Origin of the sequence: Pseudocitrobacter faecalis (assembly GCF_965231525.1) — a bacterium.
In the GTDB taxonomy this organism is placed as follows: domain Bacteria; phylum Pseudomonadota; class Gammaproteobacteria; order Enterobacterales; family Enterobacteriaceae; genus Pseudocitrobacter; species Pseudocitrobacter faecalis.
The window spans coordinates 4255391-4281526 of record NZ_CBDDNJ010000002.1; the positions used below are offsets into that span (position 1 = coordinate 4255391).

Here is a 26136-nt window from a genome sequence, read left to right on the forward strand (position 1 = left end):
GCCACTTTACAGAAGACGAAGACAATATTTCGTGACCGACATCACCAGCAATCAAAATTATTGCAGCAGATTCCATGCAAAAAGTGATTCACATCACATTAACAAGTTATATCTTTCGTTGTTGCACAAAAATCGCCCGTATTCAGGCACTGTGATTTGTCTATATTAAAGAAGCGCTAAAGGCTCATTTAAAGGTACGGAGAATGCCATGACCACCAACAACCAACCTGGTTTTGCACCTGCAGCATCACCTCACGCGACGACCGCTGTTCGCACGTCAGAGGAAGAAATTACCGCTGGCGAAACATCGATCCCCTCTCAGGGCGATCTGCTACCCGCTTACCACGCGCGGCCAAAACAGAGCGATGGCCCGCTTCCGGTGGTAATCGTAGTGCAGGAGATTTTTGGCGTCCATGAACACATCCGTGATATCTGCCGTCGTCTGGCAAAGGAAGGTTATCTTGCCGTTGCGCCGGAGCTCTATTTCCGTCAGGGCGATCCTAACGATTACGCCGATATTCCGACGCTGTTTAACAATCTGGTCAGTAAAGTGCCTGATGCGCAGGTACTGGCAGACCTCGACCACGTCGCCAACTGGGCGGCACGCAACGGCGGCGACGCCAGCCGCCTGTTAATCACCGGCTTCTGCTGGGGCGGACGCATCGCGTGGTTGTACGCGGCGCACAATCCGCAGTTGAAAGCTGCCGTCGCCTGGTATGGTCGTCTGGTCGGTGATAAGTCACTGAATTCCCCGAAACAACCGGTCGATGTCGCCGTTGACCTGAATGCACCGGTACTCGGTCTTTATGGCGGTCAGGATACCGGGATCCCGGTTGAAACGGTGGAAACCATGCGCCAGGCATTGCGCGCTGCGAATGCCAAAGCGGAAATTATTGTCTATCCGGATGCCGGGCACGCGTTCAATGCGGATTATCGACCGAGCTATCATGAAGAATCGGCGAAAGATGGCTGGCAGCGCATGCTGGCGTGGTTTGCGCAATATGGCGGCAAGAAATAAGCGTTTTGCCCGGTAATGCATTCGCTTACCGGGCCTCAACATTCTACCCCTGACGCAGATTCTGCGCCGCCTGCACCATATTCGCCAGCGCCGCACGGGTCTCTGGCCAGCCGCGGGTTTTCAGGCCACAGTCCGGATTCACCCACAAGCGTTCCGCCGGAATGCGCTGTTCGGCTTTCTTCAGCAGCGCTTCAATCCACGCCACGCTCGGCACGTTAGGCGAGTGAATGTCATACACCCCCGGCCCGATTTCGTTTGGGTAATCAAACTCTTCAAACGACTCCAGCAGTTCCATATCAGAGCGCGAGGTTTCGATGGTAATGACGTCGGCGTCCAGCGCGGCAATTGAATCCATGATGTCGTTGAACTCGCAGTAACACATGTGAGTGTGGATTTGCGTGTCATCTTTCGCCACAGCCGCGTTGATACGGAAAGCTTCCACGCCCCACTGGAGGTATGCGTCCCAGTCACTACGGCGTAGTGGTAAACCTTCGCGCAGCGCGGGTTCGTCGATCTGAATGATACCGATACCTGCCGCTTCCAGATCCGCGACTTCATCACGCAGCGCCAGCGCAATCTGTTTGGCGATAGTTTCACGACTCACGTCTTCACGCGGGAAGGACCAGCAGAGAATCGTCACCGGCCCCGTCAGCATCCCTTTTACCGGTTTGTCGGTCAGTGACTGCGCATACTTCGCCCATTCAACGGTAATGGCTTCCGGGCGACTAACGTCACCAATGACAATTGGCGGTTTCACGCAGCGGGAACCGTAGCTCTGTACCCAGCCGTTTTGCGTAAACACAAAGCCGTCCAGGTGTTCGCCGAAGTATTCCACCATGTCGTTACGCTCGGCTTCACCGTGAACCAGCACATCAAGCCCTAAACGTTCCTGCTCAACAATGGCCTGTTTAATCTGTTCTGCAATCCCCGTGCGGTAGTGGTTAGCGTCGAGATTCCCCTTTTTGAAATCCAGGCGCAGAGTGCGAATTTCCGTGGTTTGCGGGAAGGAACCAATCGTGGTGGTCGGCCAGGCCGGGAGATTAAAACGCGCACGCTGGGCTTGCGCCCGCACATCATACGCATTTGCACGCTGGCTATCCTGCGCGGTAATCGCCGCCAGGCGTTGTTCCACCGCCGCATTATGCACGCGGGTCGAGTGACGACGAGCCTGGATCGGGGCACTCCACGCTGCCAGCGCAGACGTATCACCGCTATTAAGCGCATCGCGCAGCAGCGCCAGCTCTTCACATTTTTGCAGAGCGAAAGCAAACCAGCTTTTCACCTCCGCATCCAGACGCGTTTCCACGCTCAGATCGATAGGGCTATGCAGCAGCGAGCAGGAAGAGGCAACCCAGAGTTCACGTTTACCGACAATCTCGCAAATTTGTGCATATTTTTCCGTAAGATCGGCGCGCCAGACGTTACGTCCGTTAATCAACCCGGCGGAAAGCAGCCAGTCGGCAGGCAAGCGCTTATGCAGTTCGACAACATCATCTTTGCCATGAACCAGGTCAACATGCAGGCCCTGGATCGGCAGAGTAGTAATGGTATTCAGATTAGGCGTGACGCCTTCAAAATAGGTGGTCAGCAGCAATTTTACCGCCCCCTGAAGGGCATCAAAAGCAGGTTGATAAGCCTCTAGCCACGCCTGCGGGAGTTCCAGCACCAGTGCCGGCTCATCAATCTGCACCCACTCGATGCCGCGTTTTGCCAGCTCACTGAGCACCTGTTGATAAACAGGCAGAAGGTCGTTCAGCAAACTCAGACGATCGAACTGCTCACCTTTGACTTTACCCAACCATAGATAGGTTACCGGGCCCAGCAGCACGGGCTTCACGTTATGGCCCAGCGCCAGCGCTTCGTCCACTTCTTCCAGCAGTTGTGTCCAGGTCAGCTTGAACTGCTGGCCTTTGGCGAACTCTGGCACCAGGTAATGGTAGTTGGTGTTAAACCATTTGGTCATTTCCGCTGCCGCCGCCGGTTCACCGGTCGGTGCGCGGCCGCGACCAATGCGGAATAAGGTATCGATATCCACCGATCCATCGCTGTTCTGATGACGAGCCGGAACGTTACCCAGCATCAGGCTGGTCGTCAGAACATGGTCGTACCAGGCGAAATCGCCCACCGGCAGCAGGTCGATACCAGCCTGTTTTTGCTGATCCCAGTGACGCGCGCGCAGTTCACGCCCAACCGACAGCAGTTCTTCCTGAGTCGACTTCCCCGCCCAGTAGCTTTCTTGCGCTTTTTTCAGCTCGCGACGCAGGCCAACGCGAGGGAAACCGAGGATGTGATTAAGAATGGTCATGGTATGCCCCTTATGGAATTTTCATGATTTAGCCGTCCAGATGTTTACACATCCATAATTGGCGGTTACTGTATATTCCTCAAGCGCAAATTGTTCATGCCGAAGTGAAGGACTTTCATGATCGAAGTTAAACATCTGAAGACGCTACAAGCGTTGCGGAACTGCGGGTCGCTCGCCGCTGCGGCGGCCACGCTGCATCAGACTCAATCCGCCCTTTCCCACCAGTTCAGCGATCTGGAACAGCGCCTTGGCTTTCGGCTATTTGTACGTAAGAGCCAGCCGCTGCGCTTTACGCCGCAGGGCGAGATCCTGCTCCAGTTGGCAAACCAGGTGCTGCCGCAAATCAGCCAGGCACTTCAGGCCTGTAACGAGCCACAGCAGACACGCCTGCGCATTGCCATTGAGTGTCATAGCTGCATTCAATGGCTGACGCCTGCACTGGAAAACTTCCATAAAAACTGGCCGCAGGTTGAGATGGATTTTAAATCCGGCGTCACATTTGACCCGCAGCCTTCGCTGCAGCAGGGCGAGCTGGATCTGGTCATGACGTCCGATATTCTGCCGCGCAGCGGGCTGCACTATTCGCCGATGTTTGATTACGAGGTGCGTCTGGTGATCGCGCCTGACCATCCACTGGCGGCAAAAACGCGCATTACGCCGGACGATCTCGCCAGCGAAACGCTGCTGATTTATCCGGTGCAGCGCTCACGCCTGGATATCTGGCGTCACTTCCTGCAACCGGCGGGCATCAGCCCGTCACTGAAAAGCGTCGATAACACGTTATTGTTGATTCAGATGGTTGCCGCTCGCATGGGGATTGCCGCGCTGCCGCATTGGGTGGTGGAGAGTTTTGAGCGCCAGGGTCTGATGGTCACCAAACCCCTGGGTGAAGGTTTGTGGAGCCGACTGTACGCCGCCGTGCGCGATGGCGAGCAGCGTCAGCCGGTGACGGAGGCGTTTATTCGTTCAGCGCGGAACCACGCGTGCGATCATCTTCCGTTCGTGAAGAGCGCGGAGCGACCCACTTTCGATGCACCCACAGCGACGCCAGGATCACCAGCGCGCCTGTAATGAATGTCGGCCAGTGCGGCTGTTGATGCCAGATAGCCAGGTTAACCAGCAGCCCCGCCGGCACATGCATATTGTTCATAATACCCAGCGTTCCGGCATCCACCTGCGTGGCACCGTAGTTCCACATAAAGTAGCCAATCCCGGAAGCCACCACGCCAAGAAAGACCAGAATGCCCCATTGCAGCGTGGTTTCAGGCATCTTCTGAGCGTTGCCCAACAGCGACCACGCCACAATCGCCACCAAAAACGCGCCAAGATAGAACCACGCAAAAGCGTTATGCTGCGGCATCGGGCGGGTTTCCATCAGACGTTTGTAGCCCACCATACCCATCGCGAAGGTGATATTGGAGAGCTGCACCAGCAACAAGCCCGTCCAGAAGTGCGAGGTTACCTGATCGTAGCGGATAATCCCCGCGCCAATCACTGCCAGCAAGGCGCTAAACGCATAGCCCCAGCGCAGGCGACGCTTGCTCATCAGGTCATAAATCAGGGTGATATAGAGCGGCGTCAGCACGGTGAATAGCAACAGTTCGGACACCGTCAGGTAGAGATACGCGCGGAAACTTAGCATATACATCACGCCAAGCTGCATCGCACCCACCAGCATATACAGGCCGACCGTTTTCAGGCTGTTGCCACGGGTACGCAGAAACGGCAGAAAGACGAGTGCTGCCAGGCCAACGCGCACCAGCACGGCAAAATAGCTGTCGACGTGCCCGGCCAGATACTCGCCGTAAAAGCTAAAAGAGAAGGCCCACAGAAGAGTGGTAATAATGAGTAGCGCCACAATGAATGTCTCTCAGGAAGATGAACACGCATTGTAGCGAAGAGAATGGTTGACGACTGAGCAATAAATACTCAGTCGTCATTTTTTTAATCAAGATAGAGCTTACGCAGGTAGTGCGGCACCGCGTCATCCGCGTTCGATCCAATCACTTCCAGTTCCGGATGCAAATCTTTCAGGCGCTGATGCGCGCCGGCCATGATGCAGCCTTTGCCCGCCATCGACAGCATTTCGGCATCGTTCATGCCGTCGCCAAAGGCGATACAGTCTTGCAGGCTATAGCCCAGTTTCTTCGCAACGGCTTCCAGCGCGTGACCTTTGGAAACTCCACCCGCCATGACTTCCAGACAAGTCAGCGTGGAGAAACTGACGTTCACGCGATCGCCCCAGCGCGCGTTAATCGCCTGCTCAAGTGGCAACAAGACTTCATGGTTATTGCTGGTAAAGAAGACTTTGCTGACGCCTTCCGGCTCCAGCAGGCCCGGCTCAAAGAGCTGATAGTTGAACACCGCTTCTTTGAAAAAGCGCATCTCTTCCGGGCGATGGCGGTTCATAAACCACTCGTCGTCGCGATAAACATTGGTAATGATATCGGGGCTGCTGTGCATCACGCCAAAGAGATCGGCGGCAATATCACGATCGAGATTGTGAGCAAACAGCAGATTACCGTTGGTATCGTGCACGCGCGCGCCATTAGAGGTGATCATGTAGGCCTCAATCCCGAGATTATCGCGGATCTGCCCTACGTCGATATGATGACGCCCCGTCGCAAACACGAAATTCAGCCCCTTTTGGGTCAATAATTTCAGTGTCTCTTTCGCATACGGCGTTAAGCGGTGGTCGGGAGCGAGGAGCGTGCCATCTAAATCAGATGCAACAACCTGGTACATAAGAGAATTCTACCTTTAAGCCTGGCGGCATAAATGCCGGTTTAAGTATGTCGATAGAAAAAATCGACGATAGCATTGAGTGCGACCGAGCGCATGGCGTCCTTTTCAAAAAGGATCTCATGGTACGCGCCCTGTATGACAAGCGGTTTATCCCCATCACAGGGATGCCCCGCCATTGCGCGAAGTTCACAATAACGGTCATGCATGCGGTTATCTACTACGCGCTCTTCTTCCGCCTGAATGATAAGCGTTGGCAACGTATCGTTGGAGGCACCGGCGATGATCTGCTCACCGGCAATGATCCCTTCACGGACCCAGTGATACGTTGGCCCGCCCACGCGCAGACGTGGTTCATCCGCATAAAAACGCAGGTTACGCCGATAACGCTGACGGCTGTGCGTCAGAACGTTAATGCTAAACGGCAGCGCTCGCCAGCGCCCGGTGCCGATAGCATATCCTTCCCGAAGACGCTGATGGCCCTCAGCCCAATCGAGAATATGACGCACCATCCATTCAGGCAGGCGCATGATAATACCGAACATCGGCGCACAAAGCGCGAGTGCGTCACACTGATGCGGATAACGCTGCAAAAAAAGCGTGGCTATCGCGCCACCCATCGAGTGCGCGAGAATAAACCGCTTACGCCAGTGACCCGGCGCGACTTCCTGTTCCCAGAATGCCGCCAAATCATCAACGTAGTCGCTGAATTTTACCACATGACCGCGATGGGTATCCGACAGCATCCGGCCTGAACGCCCCTGCCCACGGTGGTCGATAATCAATACATCAAACCCACTGTGGAAGAGGTCGTAGGCCAGTTCGGCATACTTCACGTAACTTTCGATACGGCCTGGGCAAATGACCACCACGCGATCGTGATGCGCAGAGCAAAAACGCACGAAGCGCACCGCAACGTTATCCACGCCGCGAAATTCCGCTTCTTCACGCTGACGCCAGAAATCCGTCAGCGGCCCCATCGCAAACGCGGCAAACGCGTTTTCTCTTGTTTCCCAGTCCTTTTGCTGCTGAAACATCGGGCTTCCACCCCTGCTAACCGCTGAAAATCGTTTTTTTGTGAGGCCTGACACAACACTCATACAATAGCGTATTGTGGCATAAAAACAGATAATCAGGGAGATTCTCATGACCTTTGAGTGGTGGTTCGCCTACCTGCTGACATCCATAATTCTCAGCCTTTCGCCAGGCTCCGGCGCTATCAACACCATGACCACATCCATCAGCCACGGTTATCGCGGCGCGGTCGCGTCCATCGCCGGGTTACAGACCGGGCTTGCCATTCATATTGTGCTGGTTGGCGTGGGTCTGGGGACGCTGTTCTCCCGTTCCGTGCTCGCTTTCGAAGTGCTGAAATGGGCGGGCGCGGCCTATCTAATCTGGCTTGGCATCCAACAGTGGCGCGCGGCAGGGGCGATTGACCTCAACACCCTCGCGCAATCCCAGTCACGCTCAAAGCTCTATCGACGCGCGGTGTTTGTTAATCTTACCAACCCCAAAAGCATCGTCTTCCTGGCTGCGCTGTTCCCGCAGTTTATCGTGCCCCATCAGCCACAGGTGATGCAGTATGTGGTGCTCGGCATCACCACCATTGTGGTCGATATTATTGTGATGATTGGCTATGCCACCCTCGCTCAACGAATCGCAAGCTGGATTAAAGGCCCACGCCAAATGAAGGCGCTGAACAAAGTCTTTGGTTCGTTGTTTATGCTGGTTGGCGCGCTACTGGCGTCGGCGAGACATGCGTGAAATGGAAGGGTGCACGCAAATTTTAGTGAACGAGAAAAGACGTTAACTCCTGCGTTCGAGGAGGCTCGGAACCTGCGCTGAAACTTTTTTTTAGCGCTATTACCTCCGCCTCCCCGGTGCCAGAATGCCGCCAGATTTCACACATGGACGATGAAAATGGCGGATGCAACCACTCCTCATGATGCAGTCTTTAAGGCATTCTTATCCCGACCAGAAACGGCTCGCGACTTTATCGAAATTCATCTGCCGCCTGCGCTGGTAAAACTCTGCCGACTTGACACTCTCCACCTGGAAGCCAGCAGTTTTGTAGAAGAGAATCTCCGCCAGTATTACAACGACGTTCTCTATTCGGTGGAAACCAGTAAGGGAAGTGGGTATGTATATGTTCTGATTGAGCACCAAAGCTCACCGGATGAGAATATGGCATTTCGTTTGCTGCGCTATGCCATTGCCACCATGCAGCGTCATCTGGAAGCCGGGAACAAAACCCTGCCGCTGGTGATCCCGATTCTGTTTTATCAGGGCAAGCGCAGCCCTTACCCCTGGTCAATGAACTGGCTCGATGCTTTTCCGGATCCGGACACCGCGCGCGAGCTCTATCTTCATGCATTTCCACTGGTCGATATCACGCTGATCCCTGATGACGAAATCATGCAGCACCGAAGCATGGCTGCTCTGACGCTGGTTCAGAAGCATATCCGCCAGCGCGACATGGCGACGTTGCTGGATAAACTGGCGCAGCTATTGACGTTAGAGCAGATGAGCGGACAACAAATCCGCACCCTGGTAAAATACATGATGCTGGCAGGTGAAGAAAAAGACGTTCAAACATTACTGTATGGGCTGGCACAGCGCGTGCCGCAACATGGAGAGGAACTGATGACTCTGGCGGAGAAATTATTGAATGATGGAAGACGGGAAGGGCGTAAAGAAGGTAAGCAGATTGCCCTTATCGACGTCGCGAAAGCCATGCTACAACGCGGCTTTGATTTTCAGACCATCATGGAAATGACCGGCCTTTCGCAGGATGACCTAAAGCAGCTTCAGCACTAAGACGGCTACCCACCCCGATGCGTTCGGAGTGGGTCAACGGCTTAGCGCGAAATAATCAAATGAATACCGAAGCCCGCGAAAAGCGTACCGGCAAAGCCGTCGATCCACTTCGCGGCTTTCTGATATCCGCGACGCATGGCTGGCAATGCAAACAGGCTCGCGACGACGGCAAACCAGGCAAGGGTTTCGAGGATAATCATCAGGAAAATGCCCCAGCGCGCATCCGCGCCCACGCTGTCGCCAACGAACAATGAAAACACAGACCCAAAATAGATAATCGCTTTCGGGTTTGCCAGGTTAGTCAACAGGCCTTTCATAAAGCTGCGGCCACTTTTTGCCAGTTCAACCTGCGGTTCCGGTGCCGCGTGGTTCTCTTTCTTCAGCGCACTGCGCAGCATCTGGTAACCCATCCAGCACAGGTACAAGCCGCCACCGACCATAATAATCGTGTGCAACCAGGCCATTTTTTCGATGATCAGGTTCAGGCCGAGCAGCGCCACGCCCGCCCACACCATCACGCCACAGGTAATGCCGAGTACGCCCATCATCGCTTCTTTACGGGAGCGGCTGATCGCGGTCTGCGACACGAAAAAGAAGTCCGGGCCCGGGCTCATCAACGCAATGATATGCACCAGCGCCACTGTCAGAAACAGAGTTAACATAACGTACTCGCGGGGAATAATTCAGTGAGTAACTATATTGGCACTTTTTAGCGCGGTTGACTACTCATCATCGTCGCCATCGACATGTGCGCGGATCAGCGCCATAAACTCTTTCCCAAAGCGTTCCAGTTTACGCATTCCTACGCCGTTGACGCTGAGCATTTCGCTGGCGGAAACCGGCATTTGCTCTGCCATTTCAATCAACGTGGCATCGTTGAAGACCACGTAAGGCGGGATGTTCTCTTCGTCGGCAATCGCTTTACGCAGCTTGCGCAGTTTCGAAAACAGTTTACGGTCATAATTACCCACCGCGGCTTTCTGCATCACGCGCGGTTTCAGGGCGACAATACGCGGCACCGCCAGCATCAGCGGAATCTCTCCACGAACAATCGGACGTGCGGCATCAGTCAGTTGCAGAGCGGAGTGCTGGGCGATGTTCTGCGTCGCAAAGCCCATATGAATCAACTGGCGAATCACGCTCACCCAGTGCTCATGGCTCTTTTCACGCCCCATGCCGTAGACCTTGAGCTTGTCATGGCCAAACTCGCGAATACGCTGATTGTTAGCGCCGCGAATCACTTCCACCACGTACCCCATCCCGAAGCGCTGATTCACACGATAAATCGTTGAGAGCGCAATCTGCGCGTCATTCAACCCGTCGTACTGCTTTGGCGGGTCGAGGCAAATATCGCAGTTACCACACGGCTCCTGACGTCCCTCGCCAAAGTAGTTCAGCAGTACCAGACGGCGGCAGGTCTGCGCCTCGGCAAAGGCGCCCATCGCGTTGAGCTTATGGCGTTCGATATCCTGCAGGGGCCCGGCAGGTTTCTCTTCAAGGCAACGACGTAGCCACGCCATATCCGCCGGATCGTAAAACAGCATCGCTTCCGCAGGCAGGCCATCACGCCCGGCGCGGCCCGTTTCCTGATAATAAGATTCGATATTACGCGGGATGTCGAAGTGCACCACAAAGCGCACGTTGGGTTTGTTGATACCCATCCCGAACGCGACAGTCGCGACCACGATTTGCAGGTCATCGCGCTGGAATTTCTCCTGCACGTCCGCCCGCACGGCGTTATCCAGCCCGGCGTGATACGCCCCTGCACTGATGCCACGGCTTTGCAGGCGCGCGGCGGTGTCTTCTACTTTCGCACGGCTGTTGCAGTAAATAATGCCGGACTTGCCGCGTTGCTCCTGCACGTAACGCATTAACTGATCGAGCGGTTTGAACTTCTCCATCAGCATATAGCGAATGTTGGGACGGTCGAAGCTGCTGATTTGAATAAGCGGGTCGTTCAGCCCCAGCAGGCGAACAATATCACGGCGCGTCGTGTCATCCGCCGTCGCGGTGAGCGCCATAAACGGCAACGCCGGGAAGCGCTGACGAAGCTGACCTAACGCGGCGTATTCCGGGCGGAAATCATGGCCCCACTGGGAAATACAGTGCGCCTCATCAACCGCCAGCATCACCGGGTTCCAGTGGGCGAGATGCTCAAGGAAGTTATCCAGCATCAGGCGTTCAGGCGCGATATAGAGCAAGCGAATCTGGCCTGTACGGCAACCCGCCATCACTTCCTGCTGCTGCTCGCGGCTTTGCGTTGAGTTGATGCAGGCCGCCGCCACGCCGTTGGCGATCAATTGATCGACCTGGTCTTTCATCAACGAGATCAGCGGCGATACCACCACCGTCAGGCCATTCAGCACCAGCGCCGGAATCTGATAACAGAGCGACTTGCCGCCGCCTGTCGGCATCACCACCAGGCAATCTCGGCCTTCCAGCACGGTATCAATGATGGTTTCCTGGCCCGGGCGGAATTGCTGATAGCCAAAGGTTTCCTGCAAAACCTGTTTAGCCAGCGATTCCTGATTTAATACTTCCGCCTGTGCCACATTGACTCCGTTAACCGAAAAATTAAAACAGGCGCTATTTTCAGCGCCTGCGTTCTAAACTGCAACGTTTTAGACGAATTCCTTCGGCCATGCTCGCAACGTCGAAGGAAAGCCGTTGTTAAAACAGATCGTTAAGCATGACACCCACGCCCACGCGCGTTTGATTGAAATTGTAGTCAATCAACGATTCGCCGTAGCCACTGTAAACCTGGGTATAAAGGCGAACGTGCTTACTGATAGGATAGCTGACGCCCACTTCTGCGCCGCCGTAGCCGGTGTTCCAGTTATACTGGCCCTGCGCGCTCAATACCGCATCACCTAGTTGATAACCGATTTTCAGACGATAGTAGCCCATATATTTGGTGATATCGGGATTATCGTTGGAATTTCCCACTACATACCAGGGTTTCACTTCCACCAGCCAGTTGCCGTTCTGCGCCATCAGGCGCGTGTAAAGACGGTTCCAGCTGCGGGAAGTTGGATCTGAGCGACCGTTTGAGTCATGGTTAAAACCAAACTCAACATCGCGCAACGTCCAGCCAGCCCAGGAATAATCGGTGGCAAATCCAAGAAATAACTGCGGTTCATAGTTGGTTTCGCGGAACGGCGACGATTCGCCGCTGTTCGACAATTGCCACCAGGATCGCTGGGTATACGACGCGCCCAGCACCGAATTATCACCCAGAATGCCGCGCCATAACGGGAAGGCCAGGCTGAGCTGAAACTTCACTTCATCTTTGCGCGCGTGCTCGGCCCAATCGTAGGAACTGATCGCTTCTTTATTGAGATCGCTGGTCCAGGTGTAAAGCAGGTAGTTGCTTTCATAAGGATAGAGCGTGAAAGGATTATCATGCTCCTGCAACAGGTTAGCCATGATACTGCCTTTTACAGCAGGCGTGTCGTGAACCGATTTAATTGTCGCTTCCTGCGCGAACGCTGAAACAGGCAGCACTGCCGCCAATAACCAACTCCGGGTGAGCTGCATCAGTCATGTTCTCCTGAACTGATAAATTGTTATGTTGAATATGTGAATGTCTCTCATTTTACATACTTAAGCATTTAATGCTCAGTAATCCATTCCTAATATAGAAAACAACATTTCATAGGCATAAAATCAACATTTTATTAACGATTGAAAGGGTTGTTATGTCTGCTGAACTCACTGCCGATGCCGCGCTCAAGCTGGTCGGTGAAATCTTTGTTTACCATATGCCGTTCAACCGGGCGCTTGGCCTGGAGCTGGAACGTTATGAAAAAGACTTCGCCAAACTCAATTTTAATAACCAGCCAATGATGGTAGGAAACTGGGCGCAAAGCATTCTCCACGGCGGCGTGATCGCCTCAGCGCTGGATGTCGCGGCAGGTCTGGTCTGCGTAGGCAGCACGTTAACTCGCCATGACACCATCAACGAAGAAGAGCTCCGTCAGCGGCTTTCACGGATGGGCACTATCGATTTACGCGTCGACTATTTACGTCCAGGGCGCGGCAATCGCTTCACCGCCACCAGCACCCTTTTGCGGGCGGGCAATAAAGTTGCCGTCGCCCGCGTGGAGCTGCACAACGAAGAGCAGGTTCACATCGCCAGCGCAACCGCCACATATATGGTGGGATAAACAGTAAAATCGGGTAAAATCAGTTTACTTTTTTGTAACGGATGACTCCGATGGATGCCAAACAGACGCGGCAGGGCGTGCTTCTCGCTCTCGCCGCCTATTTTATTTGGGGTATCGCTCCGGCGTACTTCAAGCTTATCTACTATGTTCCCGCCGATGAAATCCTGACGCACCGCGTGATCTGGTCCTTCTTCTTCATGGTGGCGCTCATCAGCATCAGCCGTCAGTGGTCAACAGTGAAAGCGCTGCTGCAAACGCCGAAGAAAATCGTCATGCTGGCGCTCTCCGCCGTGCTGATCGGCGGTAACTGGCTGCTGTTTATCTGGTCGGTGAATAACCACCACATGCTGGAAGCAAGCCTGGGCTACTTCATTAACCCGCTGGTGAATATTCTGCTGGGGATGTTGTTCCTCGGCGAGCGCTTCCGCCGGATGCAGTGGTTAGCTGTGGCTCTCGCCGCCTGCGGCGTGTTGGTGCAGCTGTGGACATTTGGCTCGCTGCCAATAATTGCGCTCGGCCTGGCGTTTAGCTTCGCGTTTTATGGCCTGGTACGTAAAAAAATCGCCGTCGATGCGCAAACCGGCATGCTATTTGAAACCCTGTGGCTACTGCCGATCGCGGCAATTTATCTGTTTGGCATTGCCGACAGCGCGACCAGTCATATGGGGAGCAACAGCTGGTCGCTGAACCTGCTGCTGATTGCCGCGGGCGTAGTCACCACCATCCCGCTACTGTGTTTCACCGGTGCTGCAACCCGTTTACGCTTATCGACGCTGGGCTTCTTCCAGTATATCGGCCCAACGCTGATGTTTATCCTGGCGGTGACCTTCTACGGCGAAACACCAGGCGCCGATAAAATGGTGACGTTTGCGTTTATCTGGGTGGCACTGGCGATCTTTATTATGGATGCGGTGTATACGCAGCGCCGGGGACGTCGGGGCTAACCGTGTGCCGGATGGCGCAACGCCATCCGGCAACAGACTTATAGCCAGTTCTTCCGTTTAAAGTACAGATACGGTGCCAGCCCGGCGAGCATCATAAAGATAATCGCACCAGGGTAGCCGAAGCTCCACTTCAGTTCCGGCATAAACTCGAAGTTCATCCCGTAGCTGGAGGCCACCAGCGTCGGCGGCAGGAAGACCACGGAGACCACCGAGAAGATCTTGATGATGCGGTTCTGCTCGATGTTGATAAAGCCCATCGCCGCCTGCATCAGGAAGTTGACCTTCTGGAACAGTGATTCATTGTGTGGCAGCAGAGATTCGATATCTCGCAGGATCTCGCGCGCCTGTTCCAGCTGCACCGCCGGTAAACGCGCTTTACGCACCAGGAAGTTAAGCGCGCGCTGGGTATCCATCAGACACAAGCGCACCTTCCAGCCAATATCTTCCAGCTCTGCCAGCGTGGACAACGCCTCGTCATATTCATCGCCCTGATGGCCTTCCATGATGACGCGACTCAGCTTTTCCAGATCGCTGTAGATGTTTTCGATTTCATCCGCCAGCTGTTCAATCTTGGTTTCAAACAGATCGAGCAGAAGCTCATAGGCGTTACCGTCCACCATCGCCTGGTTTCGCGCACGCATACGGTAAAGACGAAACGCCGGCAATTCGCGCTCACGCAGGGTGAAGAGTCGCCCTTCGCGGATGGTAAATGCCACGGTGGAGTTACCTGCGTGATCGTCCGCATCTTCGTAAAAGAAGAAGGAGTGAATATGTAAACCGTCTTCGTCTTCAAAGAAACGCGCGGATGCTTCGATGTCTTCCAGTTCAGGGCGCGTGGCCAGGTTCTGGCCCAATTCCTTTTGCACACGGTTTCGTTCTTCATCGTCGGGTTCGACTAAATCAACCCACACCGAACTGGCGAGATGGCTGATTTCGTCCGCTTCAAGACGCGTTAAACGATTTTTTTCCAGTTGAAATGCGCTCAGCATGACCGGGACTCCCAATGCAAAAAATTATCGGACAGCCGGTGGGCACACAGAAACAAATTGGGTTTCAGACCATTAAACAGCCTGACTCATTGCGACGGGGAAATGACACGAGTCGCCGACAACCGCTAAGGCTATCAGCATAAGAGGATAGCCTTAGGAGTTGTTCCTGAATGACAGGAGAGTGAGCCAGCATCTACTGGGTGTGTCCAAGGCATTTGTCCTCTTAGCGTAATCGTGCGCGCATGTTACGCCAGCAAAAAAACCGCGTCAACACGCAACGGAATGCTAAATGGTAAGATTTACCTCATTCACTGTAAGGCTAGCAGACTCTCAAAAAATAACGATATCTTTCGGATAGTTAGACAGTTTCCAGCTTTGCATACGCCGCAACCAGCCATTTGATCCCCTGCCCCTGGAACGCCACCTGCAAGCGGCTGTGCTCGCCGCTGCCTTCCAGATTAACAATGGTGCCTTCGCCAAACTTAGCGTGACGTACGCGCTGGCCGAGTTTATAACCGGTGTCGTTTTCCGAAATCGGCGTCCCCATGCGCTGATGGCTCACCGGACGGCTAACGGTGGCGCGCAGGCGCACCTCTTCCACACAGTTTTCCGGCAGCTCGCCGATAAAGCGCGACGGACGGTGATACACCTCTTTCCCGTACAAGCGGCGCGTTTCGGCATAAGTCAGCGTCAGTTTCTGCATCGCACGCGTCACGCCAACGTAGGCCAGACGGCGTTCTTCTTCCAGACGCCCGCCTTCTTCCAGCGACATCTGGCTCGGGAACATGCCCTCTTCCATACCGACGATAAACACCTGCGGGAATTCCAGACCTTTCGCCGAGTGCAGCGTCATCAACTGCACCGCGTCCTGCCAGGTATCCGCCTGCCCCTCGCCCGCTTCCAGCGCGGCATGAGACAGGAACGCCTGCAACGGCATTAAATCTTCGTCTTCTTCGTTGTACGCGAACTGGCGCGTCGCCGTCACCAGTTCGTCTAAGTTTTCGATTCGCGTCTGGCCCTTCTCGCCCTTTTCCTGCTCGTACATCATGCGCAGGCCGGAGTCTTTCACCACGCGGTCTGTCTGCACGTGCAACGGCATATCCGCCGTTTCCTGGGCCAGCGCGTCAATCAGTTCCATAAAGCGCTGCAACGCGCTCGCCGCGCGTCCTGCCAGCGCTTTTTCCTGCAACAGCTCGCGGCACGACTGCCACAGCGTAAGCTGGCGATCGCGCGAAGTCTGGCGCACAACGTCCAGCGTACGGTCGCCGATGCCGCGCGTCGGCGTGTTCACCACGCGTTCAAACGCCGCGTCATCGTTGCGGTTGGCGATCAGGCGCAGATATGAGAGCGCATCTTTAATTTCCTGACGCTCGAAGAATCGCATACCGCCGTAAATACGGTACGGCATACTTGCCTGCAGTAACGCCTCTTCCAGCACGCGCGACTGGGCGTTGCTGCGATAGAGAATGGCGCATTGATCCAGCGCGCCGCCGTTGTCCTGCCAGGTTTTGATGCGGTTAACCACGAAACGCGCTTCGTCGAGTTCGTTGAAGGCGCAATAGAGCGAAATCGGCTCGCCATCCGCACCGTCGGTCCACAGTTTTTTACCTAAGCGCCCGTTGTTGTTCTCAATCAGGGCGTTCGCTGCGCTCAGAATATTACTGGTTGAACGGTAGTTCTGTTCCAGACGGATAGTTTCCGCACCGGGGAAATCGTTGAGGAAGCGCTGGATGTTTTCCACCTGCGCACCGCGCCAGCCGTAGATTGACTGGTCGTCATCACCCACAATCATTACTTTACCGGTGTCGCCTGCCAGCAGGCGGATCCACGCGTATTGAATGTTGTTGGTATCCTGGAATTCGTCCACCAGGATATTGGTAAAGCGCTCGCGATAGTGCTGAAGGATATGCGGCTTGTTAAGCCACAGTTCATGCGCGCGCAGCAGTAGCTCGGCGAAATCAACCAGCCCCGCGCGGTCGCATGCTTCCTGATAGGCCTGATAAACCTTCTGCCAGGTTTGTTCAACCGGGTTGCCGTAGCTCTGAATGTGGTGCGGACGCAGCCCTTCGTCTTTCTGGCTGTTGATGTACCACATCGCCTGGCGCGGCGGCCACTGCTTCTCGTCGAGATTCATGGCTTTGATCAGACGTTTCAGCAGGCGCAGTTGGTCTTCACTATCAAGGATTTGGAAATCCTGCGGCAGATTGGCATCCAGATGATGTGCGCGCAGTAAGCGGTGCGCCAGCCCGTGGAAGGTGCCGACCCACATGCCGCCCTGGGTGGTGCCCATCAGTTGCCCGATACGGTGACGCATCTCCGCCGCCGCTTTGTTGGTAAACGTCACCGCCATAATGGAGTACGGCGAGCAGTTTTCCACGGTCATCAGCCAGGCGATACGGTGAACCAGTACGCGCGTCTTACCACTGCCCGCCCCAGCCAGCACCAGCATGTTGGTGCGCGAAGCGGCGACGGCTTCGCGCTGTTTGTCATTAAGGCTGTCGAGCAGGTAAGAAACGTCCATTGATGGCACCGCCGCGTTAAGAATAGATAAACAGCGAAATGCCCGGTGGCGCTTCGCTTACCGGGCCTACGTTACCGTAGGGCGGATACGCCTAGCGCCATCCGCCAAAACCCTGGAATTTTATACAGAACTATTGAGGATTATATCAGCGAGGTCAGCGATGCCAACCGGGAAATTTCGATATGCGGCAGTAAACGGCTGTCAGCCACCTGCATCAGGTCTGCATTCCGAGGTTTGATCCAGCATGCCTGTAATCCACTGCGAATCGCCCCCGCAACATCCGTCGTCAGGTCATCGCCCACGTGCAGAATAGCGTTATGCGGCACATCCAGTTTTTCAGCAGCCCGGTGATACATATCGGAAAATGGCTTTGAGCGGCCATCTGGCCCGGCACGTAGTACAAACTTAAAATAGTCGTTCAGGCCGAATAATTCTGGCTGGGCATTACCATTGGTAATCGCCACCAGCGGCCATTTTTCCGCAAGTTTTGCCAGCGTATCGTGCGTTTCCTGCGGAACATCAATTCGGCTGCGCCATTGCGCGAAATTGGCCATCGCCGCGTTAGCGCCAATCGCCGCTTCCTGCGCGGTTAAGCCTGCGTTCAGCATCCCCAGCTCCAGCGCGCGGCGGCGCCACTCGGTCACATCGTGATAAATTTCCGGCTCCGCGTTGCGCAGCGCGTCGCGAAGTTGCTGTAGATCGCGGTTTTCGAAATGGCGCAGCGCCGGATGATAGCTGCGCACAAACGCCAGCGATTCCTGCTGGGTGCGATCAATCACCGGATGGTTGTCATAAAGGGTGTCGTCCAGGTCAAACGTCAGTGCGGCGATGTGGCCCAGTGGTCGGTAAAAACGCATTATTTCCCCCGTTTAGCGCGTGGATGCGCGGCATCGTACACCGAGGCGAGGTGTTGAAAATCAAGATGGGTATAAATTTGGGTGGTCGAGAGATTGGCGTGCCCCAACAGCTCCTGCACACCGCGCAGATCGCCGCTCGACTCCAGCATGTGGGTGGCGAATGAGTGGCGCAGCTTGTGCGGATGCACATGGCTGTTCAGCCCCTGCTTAATGCCCCACTCGGCAAACCGTTTTTGCACGTTGCGCGCCGAGATACGTTTCCCCAGTTTTGAAAGAAACAGCGCGTCATCGTCGCTACCAAACAGCCCGCGTAAATCGAGCCAGTGTTCAATCCACGCCACCGCATTACGGCCAATGGGCAGGCGGCGCTCTTTGCTGCCTTTGCCCATCACCCACACTTCACCGGTGTCGAGATCGAGATGTTTGATGTCCAGATTCACCAGTTCGGAAAGACGCAAGCCCGCGCCGTACATGACTTCCAGCATCGCGCGGTCGCGAACCGCCAGCGGATCGTTAATATCGATATCCAGCAGGCGATTGACGTCATCGACGTCGATATTTTTCGGCAGATGACGTGGGGCTTTTGGTGCGGAGATCCCTTTTGCCGGATTGGCGGGCAGTTCGCCCTGGCTCACCATCCAGTCAAAAAAGCTGCGCAACGCCGATAAGCGTAACGCCAGGCTTGCCGCCCCCAGCCCTTTTCGGCGACTGCGGGTGGCAAAACTGCGCACCATCGCAGCATCACATTGTTGCCAGCGCGTCAGGCCCATCTGCTGGGCCAGTTCAATGATGGCATCAAGCTGACGCTGATAATTGAGAAGCGTAATCGGGCTGAGCTGGCGCTCGACGCCGAGATAACGCAGGAAACGCGCTACCGCCGCAGAGAGAAGTTCGTCATTCATGCGCGCTCAATCCAGCGCTCCAGCAGGCCTGGCAGCATCAGCGCCACTTCCTGCAGTAGCTGCGTACCCTGCCCGGCTTCATAGTGATGTGCATCGCGGCTGGTAAACAGAATTACGCCGAGGTCAGCGTCGCTGCCCATCATCGACATCGCCACCGAGCCAACGGCTTTCGCTTCCGGCAGCACCACCAGCAGTTCAGGGCCGTTCAGCGTGCCCAGATAGTGGCGCTCCTGACCAAGACGCTGAATACGCAGCGGTTCAAACGCCTGGCGTGACAGCACCAGTTGGGTGTATTTCGACGGTGCGCCCAGACGCCAGCGATCGGCGAAGAGACGGATAGAGGCCCCCGCCAGGCCCAGATCGCGCGCCCAACGGTGGAAACGTAGCAGCAAATCGTCCAGGCTTTCCGCGCTCGCCAGGCGATTTTGCAAATGCAGCAAACGGTAGAACAGCCCTTCATTGGCCGTCGCCTGCTCCATCAGCAGCGCCATGTTCTCTTCAAGTGTGTGAATATGATGACGCGCGCGCGCCATATGCCACTCAACCAGCGACACAGTACCGCGCACCGGGTGCGGAACACGCATCTGTTCCACGACCGCGGCGTTTCGTATAAAGAATTCAGGATGTTGCAACAGATAATCCACGACAGCGCGATCGTCGAGCGCGCTTAATGCTTCCTGCTGTTCTTCCCCGACGTGTTTCATAAGTGAATAAATCCGTCATAGACATGTGCCGCCGGGCCAGTCATATACAACGGTTGACCCGGGCCTCTCCAGGCGATATCCAGGCGTCCGCCCGGTAACTCCACGCGAACCTCTTCGTCCAGTAGCCCCTGCTGGATACCCACAGCCACCGCCGCACAAGCGCCGCTGCCGCAAGCCTGCGTCTCACCCGCGCCGCGCTCATAGACGCGCAAACGGATGTGATCGCGTTTAACCACCTGCATAAAACCGATGTTGGCGCGTTCAGGAAAGCGATCGTGGCTTTCCATCACCGGGCCCAGCGACTCAACCGCCGCCGTTTCAACATCATCGACCTGAATCACGCAGTGCGGGTTACCCATCGAGACCACGCCGCACAATACTGTCTGCTCGGCTGCTCGCATAATATAGGTCTTTTCCGCTTTGTTGGCGCGGAACGGCACCTGCGAAGGTTCGAAATTCGGCTCGCCCATATTCACGCGAACCAGATCGTCGTCCGTCACGCTCAATACCATACGTCCGTTGGCGGTGCTGACGCGAATGTCACGTTTATTGGTCAGGCCTTTCAGACGCACGAAACGCGCAAAACAGCGCGCCCCGTTGCCACATTGCGACACTTCGCTGCCGTCGGCATTGAAGATGCGATAGTGGAAATCAAGATCGGGATCGTAGGGCGGCTCGACGACCAGCAGTTGGTCGAAGCCGACGCCCAGATGCCTGTCCGCCAGACGACGAATCAATTCCGGCGAAAAAAACACATTCTGCGTCACCGCGTCGACGACCATAAAATCGTTGCCAAGGCCATGCATTTTAGAGAACTGCATTATCTACTCCAGTTACGCGGAACAGAACGGTGATATCAATAGTTAACCTGCGTCGGGCCGCCGTCATCACCGCGATCGTTACGATCCGGCGAATCCGTTTGGATCTGGCTATCCACGGGCTTGGTCGGCGTCGGCGCCGTTTTATCAGCCGGTGGGAAATAGAGCGGGCCTTTAAGGCCGCAACCGGTAAGGCTAAACAGCACAGCCAACACGGCCAGCGGTCGGAAAATGTTCTTCATTCCAGGGTACCTGTAGTTCAAGACTTTCTGCTTTCTATCATCGCAGGAGAAGGCGTAAAAGCAAGCGTTTAGCACCCGACTGCAACGTGTTTTGTTTCACGGTATACTGCCATCATCACTCAATAACGGGAAACAACAATGAACGACAGTGAATTTCATCGCCTTGCCGACACACTCTGGATGACCATCGAAGAGCGTCTGGATGACTGGGACGGCGACAGCGATATCGACTGTGAAATCAACGGCGGCGTGCTGACCATCAGTTTTGAGAACGGCAGTAAAATCATTATCAACCGTCAGGAACCCCTGCACCAGGTATGGCTGGCAACTAAGCAGGGCGGCTACCATTTTGACCTGAAAGGCGATGAGTGGGTTTGCGATCGCAGCGGCGAAACCTTCTGGGATTTGCTGGAACAGGCTGCCACACAGCAGGCAGGCGAGACGGTGAGCTTCCGCTAAGGTTTATTGCCGGATGCGGCTTTGCCTTATCCGGCCTTCCATCACTGACTTACGAAAAATACTGCTGCAACAACGGGGCGTCGTTATCCTGGTTACTCGGTGGGAGTGTGCCAATCGCCTGGCTGCGGTAAGGAATAACCTGCGCGCGGCCATCAACTTTCACAATCTGATAGAACTGCGGCAGGTTGAAGTTGATAAAGCTTGAGCCGTAGGTAAAGCGATCGTGCGAGGAGGAGTAGAAGCGGCTGACGTCGCGCACCAGCTCCTCTTTGCTGCCTTCGCAGTGGTGATACACTTCCGCGCGGTTGGATTCATCCAGAATATAGATGTTAAAGCCCTGCTCTTCGCCGGAATCTTCAAAGAAGAACTGAATAATCCCTTCGCTGGCAAAACCATCCACCACCTGCGGCAGTTTGACGTGGTTAGTCTCAACCTGCACCGACAAACCATGCAGTTTATTGTGCGAGATGGCACCATAGAATTCGATGGCGTTTTCCAGCTTCTGCACCGAGACGTTCAGGCGTTCGAAGAAAAGACCCCAGGTCTGGCCGGAGACGCGCAACGCTTTGAAGCGCCCGGTTTCCTGGCGTGTGCTGGAGAGACGCAGGTCGATACATTCAGAAACCAACTGCTGGACGCGGGTACGAATCAGGCCACGCAGATGCTGGCTATAACAGAACACTTCCACGCTATCCGGCGGGGCGGCGTCCTGGTGCATTTTGCCGAGAATCGTTTTCAGCGCTTCAATCATCGCCTGCTCGCCGTTGAAGTGCAGCGTACGCACCTCGTTCCACGAGTTGCGATACAGCAGGTCGACGCTGCCGACGAGGCAGTTTTGTTCTTCACCAAAGCTGAAGACATCGAGCTTACGGAAGTCGAAATGGACAACCTGATTGCGGAAAGCCGCCGTCGGGTCATATTCGAGGTTAACGATAATCGCCAGATGGCGAATTTCACACGGGCTGTAAAGCGCTTTTGGCGTCGGCGCAGGCAGACGCAGCGGGAAGTGATGGGAAACATCTGCCACCATCTCCTGCAGTTTTGCGAGGTCGACAATACCGTTGCCCTTAATAAACAGGCGGGTACGTGAGGTCAGCAGGCCGTTAAACCAGGCCCACGCCACCAGCTTATTAAGATAGCGGTTATATTCAAGCGGCTGATGGCTGACGATGGCTTCCATATTCGGCGCGCGGTTGTAGAGATACCAACCGGTACGGTTGGCACGGCCCGGCGGCACGTGGATAAAGGTCAGGTTCGGCTCGGAGAGATCCGGTGAAATCTGCGGGTTAACCAGCGTCACTTTGCCCGGCAGCGCTTCAAACGCCGCGTACAGCTTACGGGTCAGCACACCGATGTCCTGCGGGCTGGCAGAGACGCTCAGGTTGTTGCGACGCGCGAAGCGGATCAGGTTACGGTAGCTCTGCATCATGGCATCGAGCAATTCGTTATGCGCCTCGCGCACCTGATCGATCTTCCAGTTCGCCCGGTTATCCAGTTTAGCCAGACGCTCTTCGTCCCAGCCCCACTCTTTCACCAGTTGGCTCACCACTTCACGGCGCCAGCCAACGCACGCGCGTTCGCGGCTCAGCTTTTCGCAAACTTTGAGGTAGAAGCAGCGGCGCACCAGATCCAGACGCGTTTCGTCGTCGATCGCTTTGAGGTAGTCGGTCACGCGTTCCAGCATCATGCAGTAGGAGTCGAGACCAAATGAAACGATCTCGCCATCGTGCAGGCGCTGTTTGATATCTTTCGCCAGCAGGCGCGTATTGGGGTATTCCCAGGAGTAGGCTTCCAGCAGCAGGGTTTTCAACACCGCTTTGTACGGTGAGTCGATACTCTTATACAGTTGCCACAGGCTGGCGCCAAAGTACTCTTCCGCCGACAGCGAACTCAACCCGCCAAGGTCGAGCCACTCGTTCGGCGTCAGCACGCCCTGCGCATAGAGCGTCATGACGTAGTCGTCGTAATGCTCTTCTTCTTCGCACGGCACCATATTCCACAGAATACGTTTCCCCGCGAGGCGCACGGCGGTGCGATAAAATTCATCCAGCAGCAAGATGTGCTGCGTGGAGCCGCAGTCTTCGCCGCCCAGGCTACCACTTTCGTTATGACGGAAGCGGTTTTCGTCGATCAGGAAGAAGCTGACTTCCACGCCCAGCGAGGCGGCCCAGCTTTCCAGCAGACTGCATTTACGTTGCAGAAGTTGACGTTCGTCGTTATCGAGCCAGGACTGGTGACAAACCCAGATATCGAGGTCAGAAGAGCAGCTTTGCCCAACGGACGAGGTACTGCCCATCGAGTAGACGCCAGTTATTGGCAACTCGCCTTTTGGCGAGGCTTGCGGCGGCATACCACGGTGCAGTTCAAGTTCGTCGAGGTAGTGGCGTTGGGTTTCATCAGGCGTGTAGAGGCAAATGCCTTTGGGAACGTTACCGTCGAGGTAACCCGGCATCAGTGGGTGATGATAATGTAATAATGTCGGCAGTAGACTGTATACCTGCTGGAAAGCAGGGCCCATGGCAGCAAGCGCGCGATCCACACGCAGTTGATTGATGGCATCCAGTCTCTGTTTCAGTGTCTCAATATAGAGGTACAAGACATATCGCCTGATGTTCAAAACCTGGCGTAGCGCCCGTAAAGGGAAGTACGGAGGTTTTTAGAATTTCAACAAGAATCGTCGCCTTTGTCGTCCGTCCTTATGATTATGGTGGTGCGGACGAACAAATGGTTTAAAACGTGATCAATTTAACACCTTGCTGGTTGACCGTAAAGAAAGTTGCACTACATACAAGTGTAGCACCGTTTGTTATCTGTAAATTCCACAATACGTTTAGGTCTATATTGGAAACTTCCAGAAAATACGGGCCAGCCAGACATTACCCAAACACCGTGAAAACTAACATCATTAAAGCAACAATGTTAGGATGGGCCGTGGACGACAATGACGGTAACAAGCATGTTAGACAAAGTTTTGAGAATTGCCACACGCCAAAGTCCTCTTGCACTTTGGCAGGCACACTATGTTAAAGACCGCCTGATGGCCTGTCATCCGGGGCTGACGGTTGAACTCGTGCCGCTGGTGACACGCGGCGATGTGATCCTGGATACCCCGCTGGCAAAAGTGGGCGGTAAAGGGCTGTTTGTAAAAGAGCTTGAGCTGGCATTGCTGGAAAACCGGGCCGATATCGCCGTTCACTCCATGAAAGATGTTCCCGTCGATTTCCCTGAAGGCCTGGGTCTGGCGACCATTTGTGAGCGCGAAGATCCGCGCGATGCGTTTGTCTCCAACCGCTATGCTTCGCTGGACGATTTACCGGCAGGCAGCATCGTCGGCACCTCCAGCCTGCGTCGCCAGTGCCAGATTGCGGAATATCGCCCCGATTTAGAGATTCGTTCTCTGCGCGGCAACGTCGGAACGCGTCTTGGTAAACTGGATAATGGCGATTACGACGCCATTATTCTGGCCGTCGCCGGTCTGAAACGTCTGAAACTTGACGCTCGCATTCGACAGGCGATGCCGCCTGAGCAATCATTACCGGCTGTCGGCCAGGGTGCCGTCGGCATCGAATGTCGCCTGGATGATGACTACACGCGGACGCTACTGGCTCCGCTTAACGATGCGCAAACGGCCACGCGCGTACTGGCGGAACGCGCCATGAACACGCGTCTGGAAGGCGGCTGTCAGGTACCCATTGGCAGCTATGCCGAGCTCAACAACGGTGAACTGTGGCTACGCGCGCTGGTTGGCGCGCCGGATGGTTCACAGATGGTGCGCGGCGAACGACGCGGCAAGCCTGAAGATGCTGAACGGCTGGGCGTTGAGCTCGCTGAAGAGCTGTTGAACAACGGTGCGCGCGAAATCCTCACCGCCGTCTACAACGGAGAGAAGCCCGAATGAGTATCCTGGTCACCCGCCCGTCTCCAAAAGGAGAAGAATTAGTGAGCCGTCTGCGCACACTGGGGCGAGTGGCCTGGAGCTTTCCGCTGATTGAAATCACCCCCGGTCGCGAACTTGCGGCACTCTCTCCTGCCCTGGACGCTTTGCGCCCCGACGATTTGCTCTTCGCGCTATCGCCGCACGCTGTGTCCTATGCTCACGCTCATCTGCAACAGCAGGGCCAGCATTGGCCGCAGCAAGCGGCTTGTTTCGCCATTGGGCGCAGCACAGCGCTGGCGTTGCATCAGGTGAGCGGTCGCCAGGTACGGTATCCTTTGGATCGGGAAATCAGTGAAGTCTTGCTACAATTACCTGAATTACAAAATATTGCGGGTAAGAAAGCGCTCATCTTACGCGGCAATGGCGGGCGTGAACTGTTAGGCGAAACGCTGGCCGCACGCGGCGCTGAAGTCACATTCTGTGAATGTTATCAACGCAGCGCTGTCCATTATGATGGCGCGGCAGAAGCCATGCGCTGGCAAAAACGTGAGGTGTCGACCCTCGTCGTCACCAGCGGGGAAATGTTACATCAACTTTGGGCACTCATTCCGCAATGGTATCGCGAGCACTGGCTGCTGCGCTGCCGTTTGTTGGTTGTCAGTGAGCGTCTTGCACAACTGGCCCGGGAGCTGGGCTGGCAGGAAATTCAGGTTGCCGATAGCGCTGACAACGATGCGCTGCTGCGCGCACTACAATAACTTCAAAACTGGAA

The 26136-nt window shown here is 55.2% G+C and carries 25 protein-coding genes; 9 read left to right on the plus strand and 16 right to left on the minus strand.

The features are described 5' to 3' along the window. The first annotated feature begins 208 nt into the window (after positions 1-208). On the plus strand, positions 209-1018 hold the full coding sequence (locus tag ACOXYR_RS20605) for a dienelactone hydrolase family protein (RefSeq protein WP_108476893.1): 810 nt from the start codon (positions 209-211) through the stop codon (positions 1016-1018). 43 nt (positions 1019-1061) lie between these two features. Here the strand turns inward: ACOXYR_RS20605 and metE are convergent, their stop codons facing one another. Next, positions 1062-3323 carry a 5-methyltetrahydropteroyltriglutamate--homocysteine S-methyltransferase gene (gene metE / locus ACOXYR_RS20610; RefSeq protein ID WP_421356225.1) on the minus strand — a complete coding sequence of 754 codons (2262 nt, stop codon included), beginning with the start codon at positions 3321-3323 and terminating at the stop codon, positions 1062-1064. A 117-nt stretch (positions 3324-3440) separates the two neighbouring features. Here metE and metR point away from each other — a divergent pair, with 117 nt between their 5' ends. Then, positions 3441-4394: an HTH-type transcriptional regulator MetR gene (metR, locus tag ACOXYR_RS20615; protein WP_421356224.1), complete on the plus strand. Its 954-nt coding sequence runs from the start codon at positions 3441-3443 to the stop codon at positions 4392-4394. Here metR and bioP read toward each other — a convergent pair. From bioP to pldB, 3 genes are all read right to left on the minus strand, one after another. After that, positions 4282-5181, minus strand: a complete 900-nt coding sequence (gene bioP, locus ACOXYR_RS20620; protein WP_421356223.1) for a biotin transporter — start codon at positions 5179-5181, stop codon at positions 4282-4284. The two genes, metR and bioP, sit on opposite strands and share 113 nt — an antisense overlap. Positions 5182-5267: 86 nt before the next feature. Next, positions 5268-6068, minus strand: a complete 801-nt coding sequence (gene yigL / locus ACOXYR_RS20625) for a sugar/pyridoxal phosphate phosphatase YigL (RefSeq protein WP_113859137.1) — start codon at positions 6066-6068, stop codon at positions 5268-5270. Positions 6069-6109: 41 nt separating this feature from the next. Continuing rightward, entirely contained in the window at positions 6110-7102 is a 993-nt protein-coding gene (pldB, locus tag ACOXYR_RS20630; RefSeq protein ID WP_421356222.1) for a lysophospholipase L2, read from the minus strand. Positions 7103-7211: 109 nt separating this feature from the next. Here pldB and rhtB point away from each other — a divergent pair, with 109 nt between their 5' ends. Beyond that, positions 7212-7832, plus strand: a complete 621-nt coding sequence (rhtB, locus tag ACOXYR_RS20635) for a homoserine/homoserine lactone efflux protein (RefSeq protein WP_108476899.1) — start codon at positions 7212-7214, stop codon at positions 7830-7832. Between the two features lie 150 nt (positions 7833-7982). After that, positions 7983-8885: an Rpn family recombination-promoting nuclease/putative transposase gene (locus ACOXYR_RS20640; RefSeq protein ID WP_421356221.1), complete on the plus strand. Its 903-nt coding sequence runs from the start codon at positions 7983-7985 to the stop codon at positions 8883-8885. A 41-nt stretch (positions 8886-8926) separates the two neighbouring features. Here ACOXYR_RS20640 and rhtC read toward each other — a convergent pair whose 3' ends face one another. The 3 genes from rhtC to pldA form a co-directional block, all read right to left on the minus strand. Next, positions 8927-9547, minus strand: a complete 621-nt coding sequence (rhtC, locus tag ACOXYR_RS20645) for a threonine export protein RhtC (RefSeq protein WP_108476901.1) — start codon at positions 9545-9547, stop codon at positions 8927-8929. A gap of 60 nt (positions 9548-9607) precedes the next feature. Further along, entirely contained in the window at positions 9608-11437 is a 1830-nt protein-coding gene (gene recQ, locus ACOXYR_RS20650) for an ATP-dependent DNA helicase RecQ (protein ID WP_421356220.1), read from the minus strand. 118 nt (positions 11438-11555) lie between these two features. Continuing rightward, positions 11556-12422 carry a phospholipase A gene (pldA, locus tag ACOXYR_RS20655; protein ID WP_421356219.1) on the minus strand — a complete coding sequence of 289 codons (867 nt, stop codon included), beginning with the start codon at positions 12420-12422 and terminating at the stop codon, positions 11556-11558. A 161-nt stretch (positions 12423-12583) separates the two neighbouring features. Between pldA and yigI the strand changes: the two genes are divergently transcribed. Beyond that, entirely contained in the window at positions 12584-13051 is a 468-nt protein-coding gene (gene yigI, locus ACOXYR_RS20660) for an acyl-CoA thioesterase YigI (RefSeq protein ID WP_015966425.1), read from the plus strand. A 50-nt stretch (positions 13052-13101) separates the two neighbouring features. Next, the gene (gene rarD / locus ACOXYR_RS20665) at positions 13102-13995 is read left to right on the plus strand and encodes an EamA family transporter RarD (RefSeq protein WP_108476904.1); all 894 of its coding nucleotides are present in this window, start codon (positions 13102-13104) and stop codon (positions 13993-13995) included. A 38-nt stretch (positions 13996-14033) separates the two neighbouring features. Here the strand turns inward: rarD and corA are convergent, their stop codons facing one another. From corA to lptM, 8 genes are all read right to left on the minus strand, one after another. Further along, entirely contained in the window at positions 14034-14984 is a 951-nt protein-coding gene (gene corA, locus ACOXYR_RS20670) for a magnesium/cobalt transporter CorA (RefSeq protein ID WP_108476905.1), read from the minus strand. A 153-nt stretch (positions 14985-15137) separates the two neighbouring features. Beyond that, complete coding sequence (ysgD, locus tag ACOXYR_RS20675; RefSeq protein WP_350435819.1) at positions 15138-15194, minus strand: YsgD/CorL family protein; 57 nt, start codon at positions 15192-15194, stop codon at positions 15138-15140. Between the two features lie 148 nt (positions 15195-15342). Continuing rightward, positions 15343-17505 (minus strand): DNA helicase II, encoded by a 2163-nt coding sequence (gene uvrD / locus ACOXYR_RS20680; RefSeq protein ID WP_015966428.1) that lies wholly within the window; start codon positions 17503-17505, stop codon positions 15343-15345. A gap of 140 nt (positions 17506-17645) precedes the next feature. Further along, positions 17646-18362 carry a 5-amino-6-(5-phospho-D-ribitylamino)uracil phosphatase YigB gene (gene yigB, locus ACOXYR_RS20685; RefSeq protein WP_108476906.1) on the minus strand — a complete coding sequence of 239 codons (717 nt, stop codon included), beginning with the start codon at positions 18360-18362 and terminating at the stop codon, positions 17646-17648. Further along, positions 18362-19264, minus strand: coding sequence for a tyrosine recombinase XerC (xerC, locus tag ACOXYR_RS20690; RefSeq protein WP_189624481.1), 903 nt, complete (start codon positions 19262-19264; stop codon positions 18362-18364). Before xerC ends, yigB begins: the two co-directional genes overlap by 1 nt. Next, positions 19261-19968 carry a DUF484 domain-containing protein gene (locus tag ACOXYR_RS20695; protein WP_108476908.1) on the minus strand — a complete coding sequence of 236 codons (708 nt, stop codon included), beginning with the start codon at positions 19966-19968 and terminating at the stop codon, positions 19261-19263. Before ACOXYR_RS20695 ends, xerC begins: the two co-directional genes overlap by 4 nt. Beyond that, positions 19965-20789, minus strand: coding sequence for a diaminopimelate epimerase (gene dapF / locus ACOXYR_RS20700; protein WP_015966432.1), 825 nt, complete (start codon positions 20787-20789; stop codon positions 19965-19967). Before dapF ends, ACOXYR_RS20695 begins: the two co-directional genes overlap by 4 nt. 35 nt (positions 20790-20824) lie before the next feature. Next, positions 20825-21028, minus strand: coding sequence for an LPS translocon maturation chaperone LptM (gene lptM / locus ACOXYR_RS20705; RefSeq protein WP_015966433.1), 204 nt, complete (start codon positions 21026-21028; stop codon positions 20825-20827). 138 nt (positions 21029-21166) lie between these two features. Here lptM and cyaY point away from each other — a divergent pair, with 138 nt between their 5' ends. Next, positions 21167-21487: an iron donor protein CyaY gene (cyaY, locus tag ACOXYR_RS20710; RefSeq protein ID WP_042292793.1), complete on the plus strand. Its 321-nt coding sequence runs from the start codon at positions 21167-21169 to the stop codon at positions 21485-21487. 49 nt (positions 21488-21536) lie between these two features. Here cyaY and cyaA read toward each other — a convergent pair whose 3' ends face one another. Then, positions 21537-24083 carry a class I adenylate cyclase gene (gene cyaA / locus ACOXYR_RS20715; protein WP_108476909.1) on the minus strand — a complete coding sequence of 849 codons (2547 nt, stop codon included), beginning with the start codon at positions 24081-24083 and terminating at the stop codon, positions 21537-21539. 360 nt (positions 24084-24443) lie between these two features. Here cyaA and hemC point away from each other — a divergent pair, with 360 nt between their 5' ends. Both hemC and hemD read left to right on the plus strand, forming a co-directional pair. Further along, positions 24444-25385, plus strand: a complete 942-nt coding sequence (hemC, locus tag ACOXYR_RS20720) for a hydroxymethylbilane synthase (RefSeq protein WP_421356218.1) — start codon at positions 24444-24446, stop codon at positions 25383-25385. Then, positions 25382-26122 (plus strand): uroporphyrinogen-III synthase, encoded by a 741-nt coding sequence (gene hemD / locus ACOXYR_RS20725; protein ID WP_113859146.1) that lies wholly within the window; start codon positions 25382-25384, stop codon positions 26120-26122. The genes hemC and hemD overlap by 4 nt, the downstream gene beginning before the upstream one ends. Positions 26123-26136 lie beyond the last annotated feature (14 nt).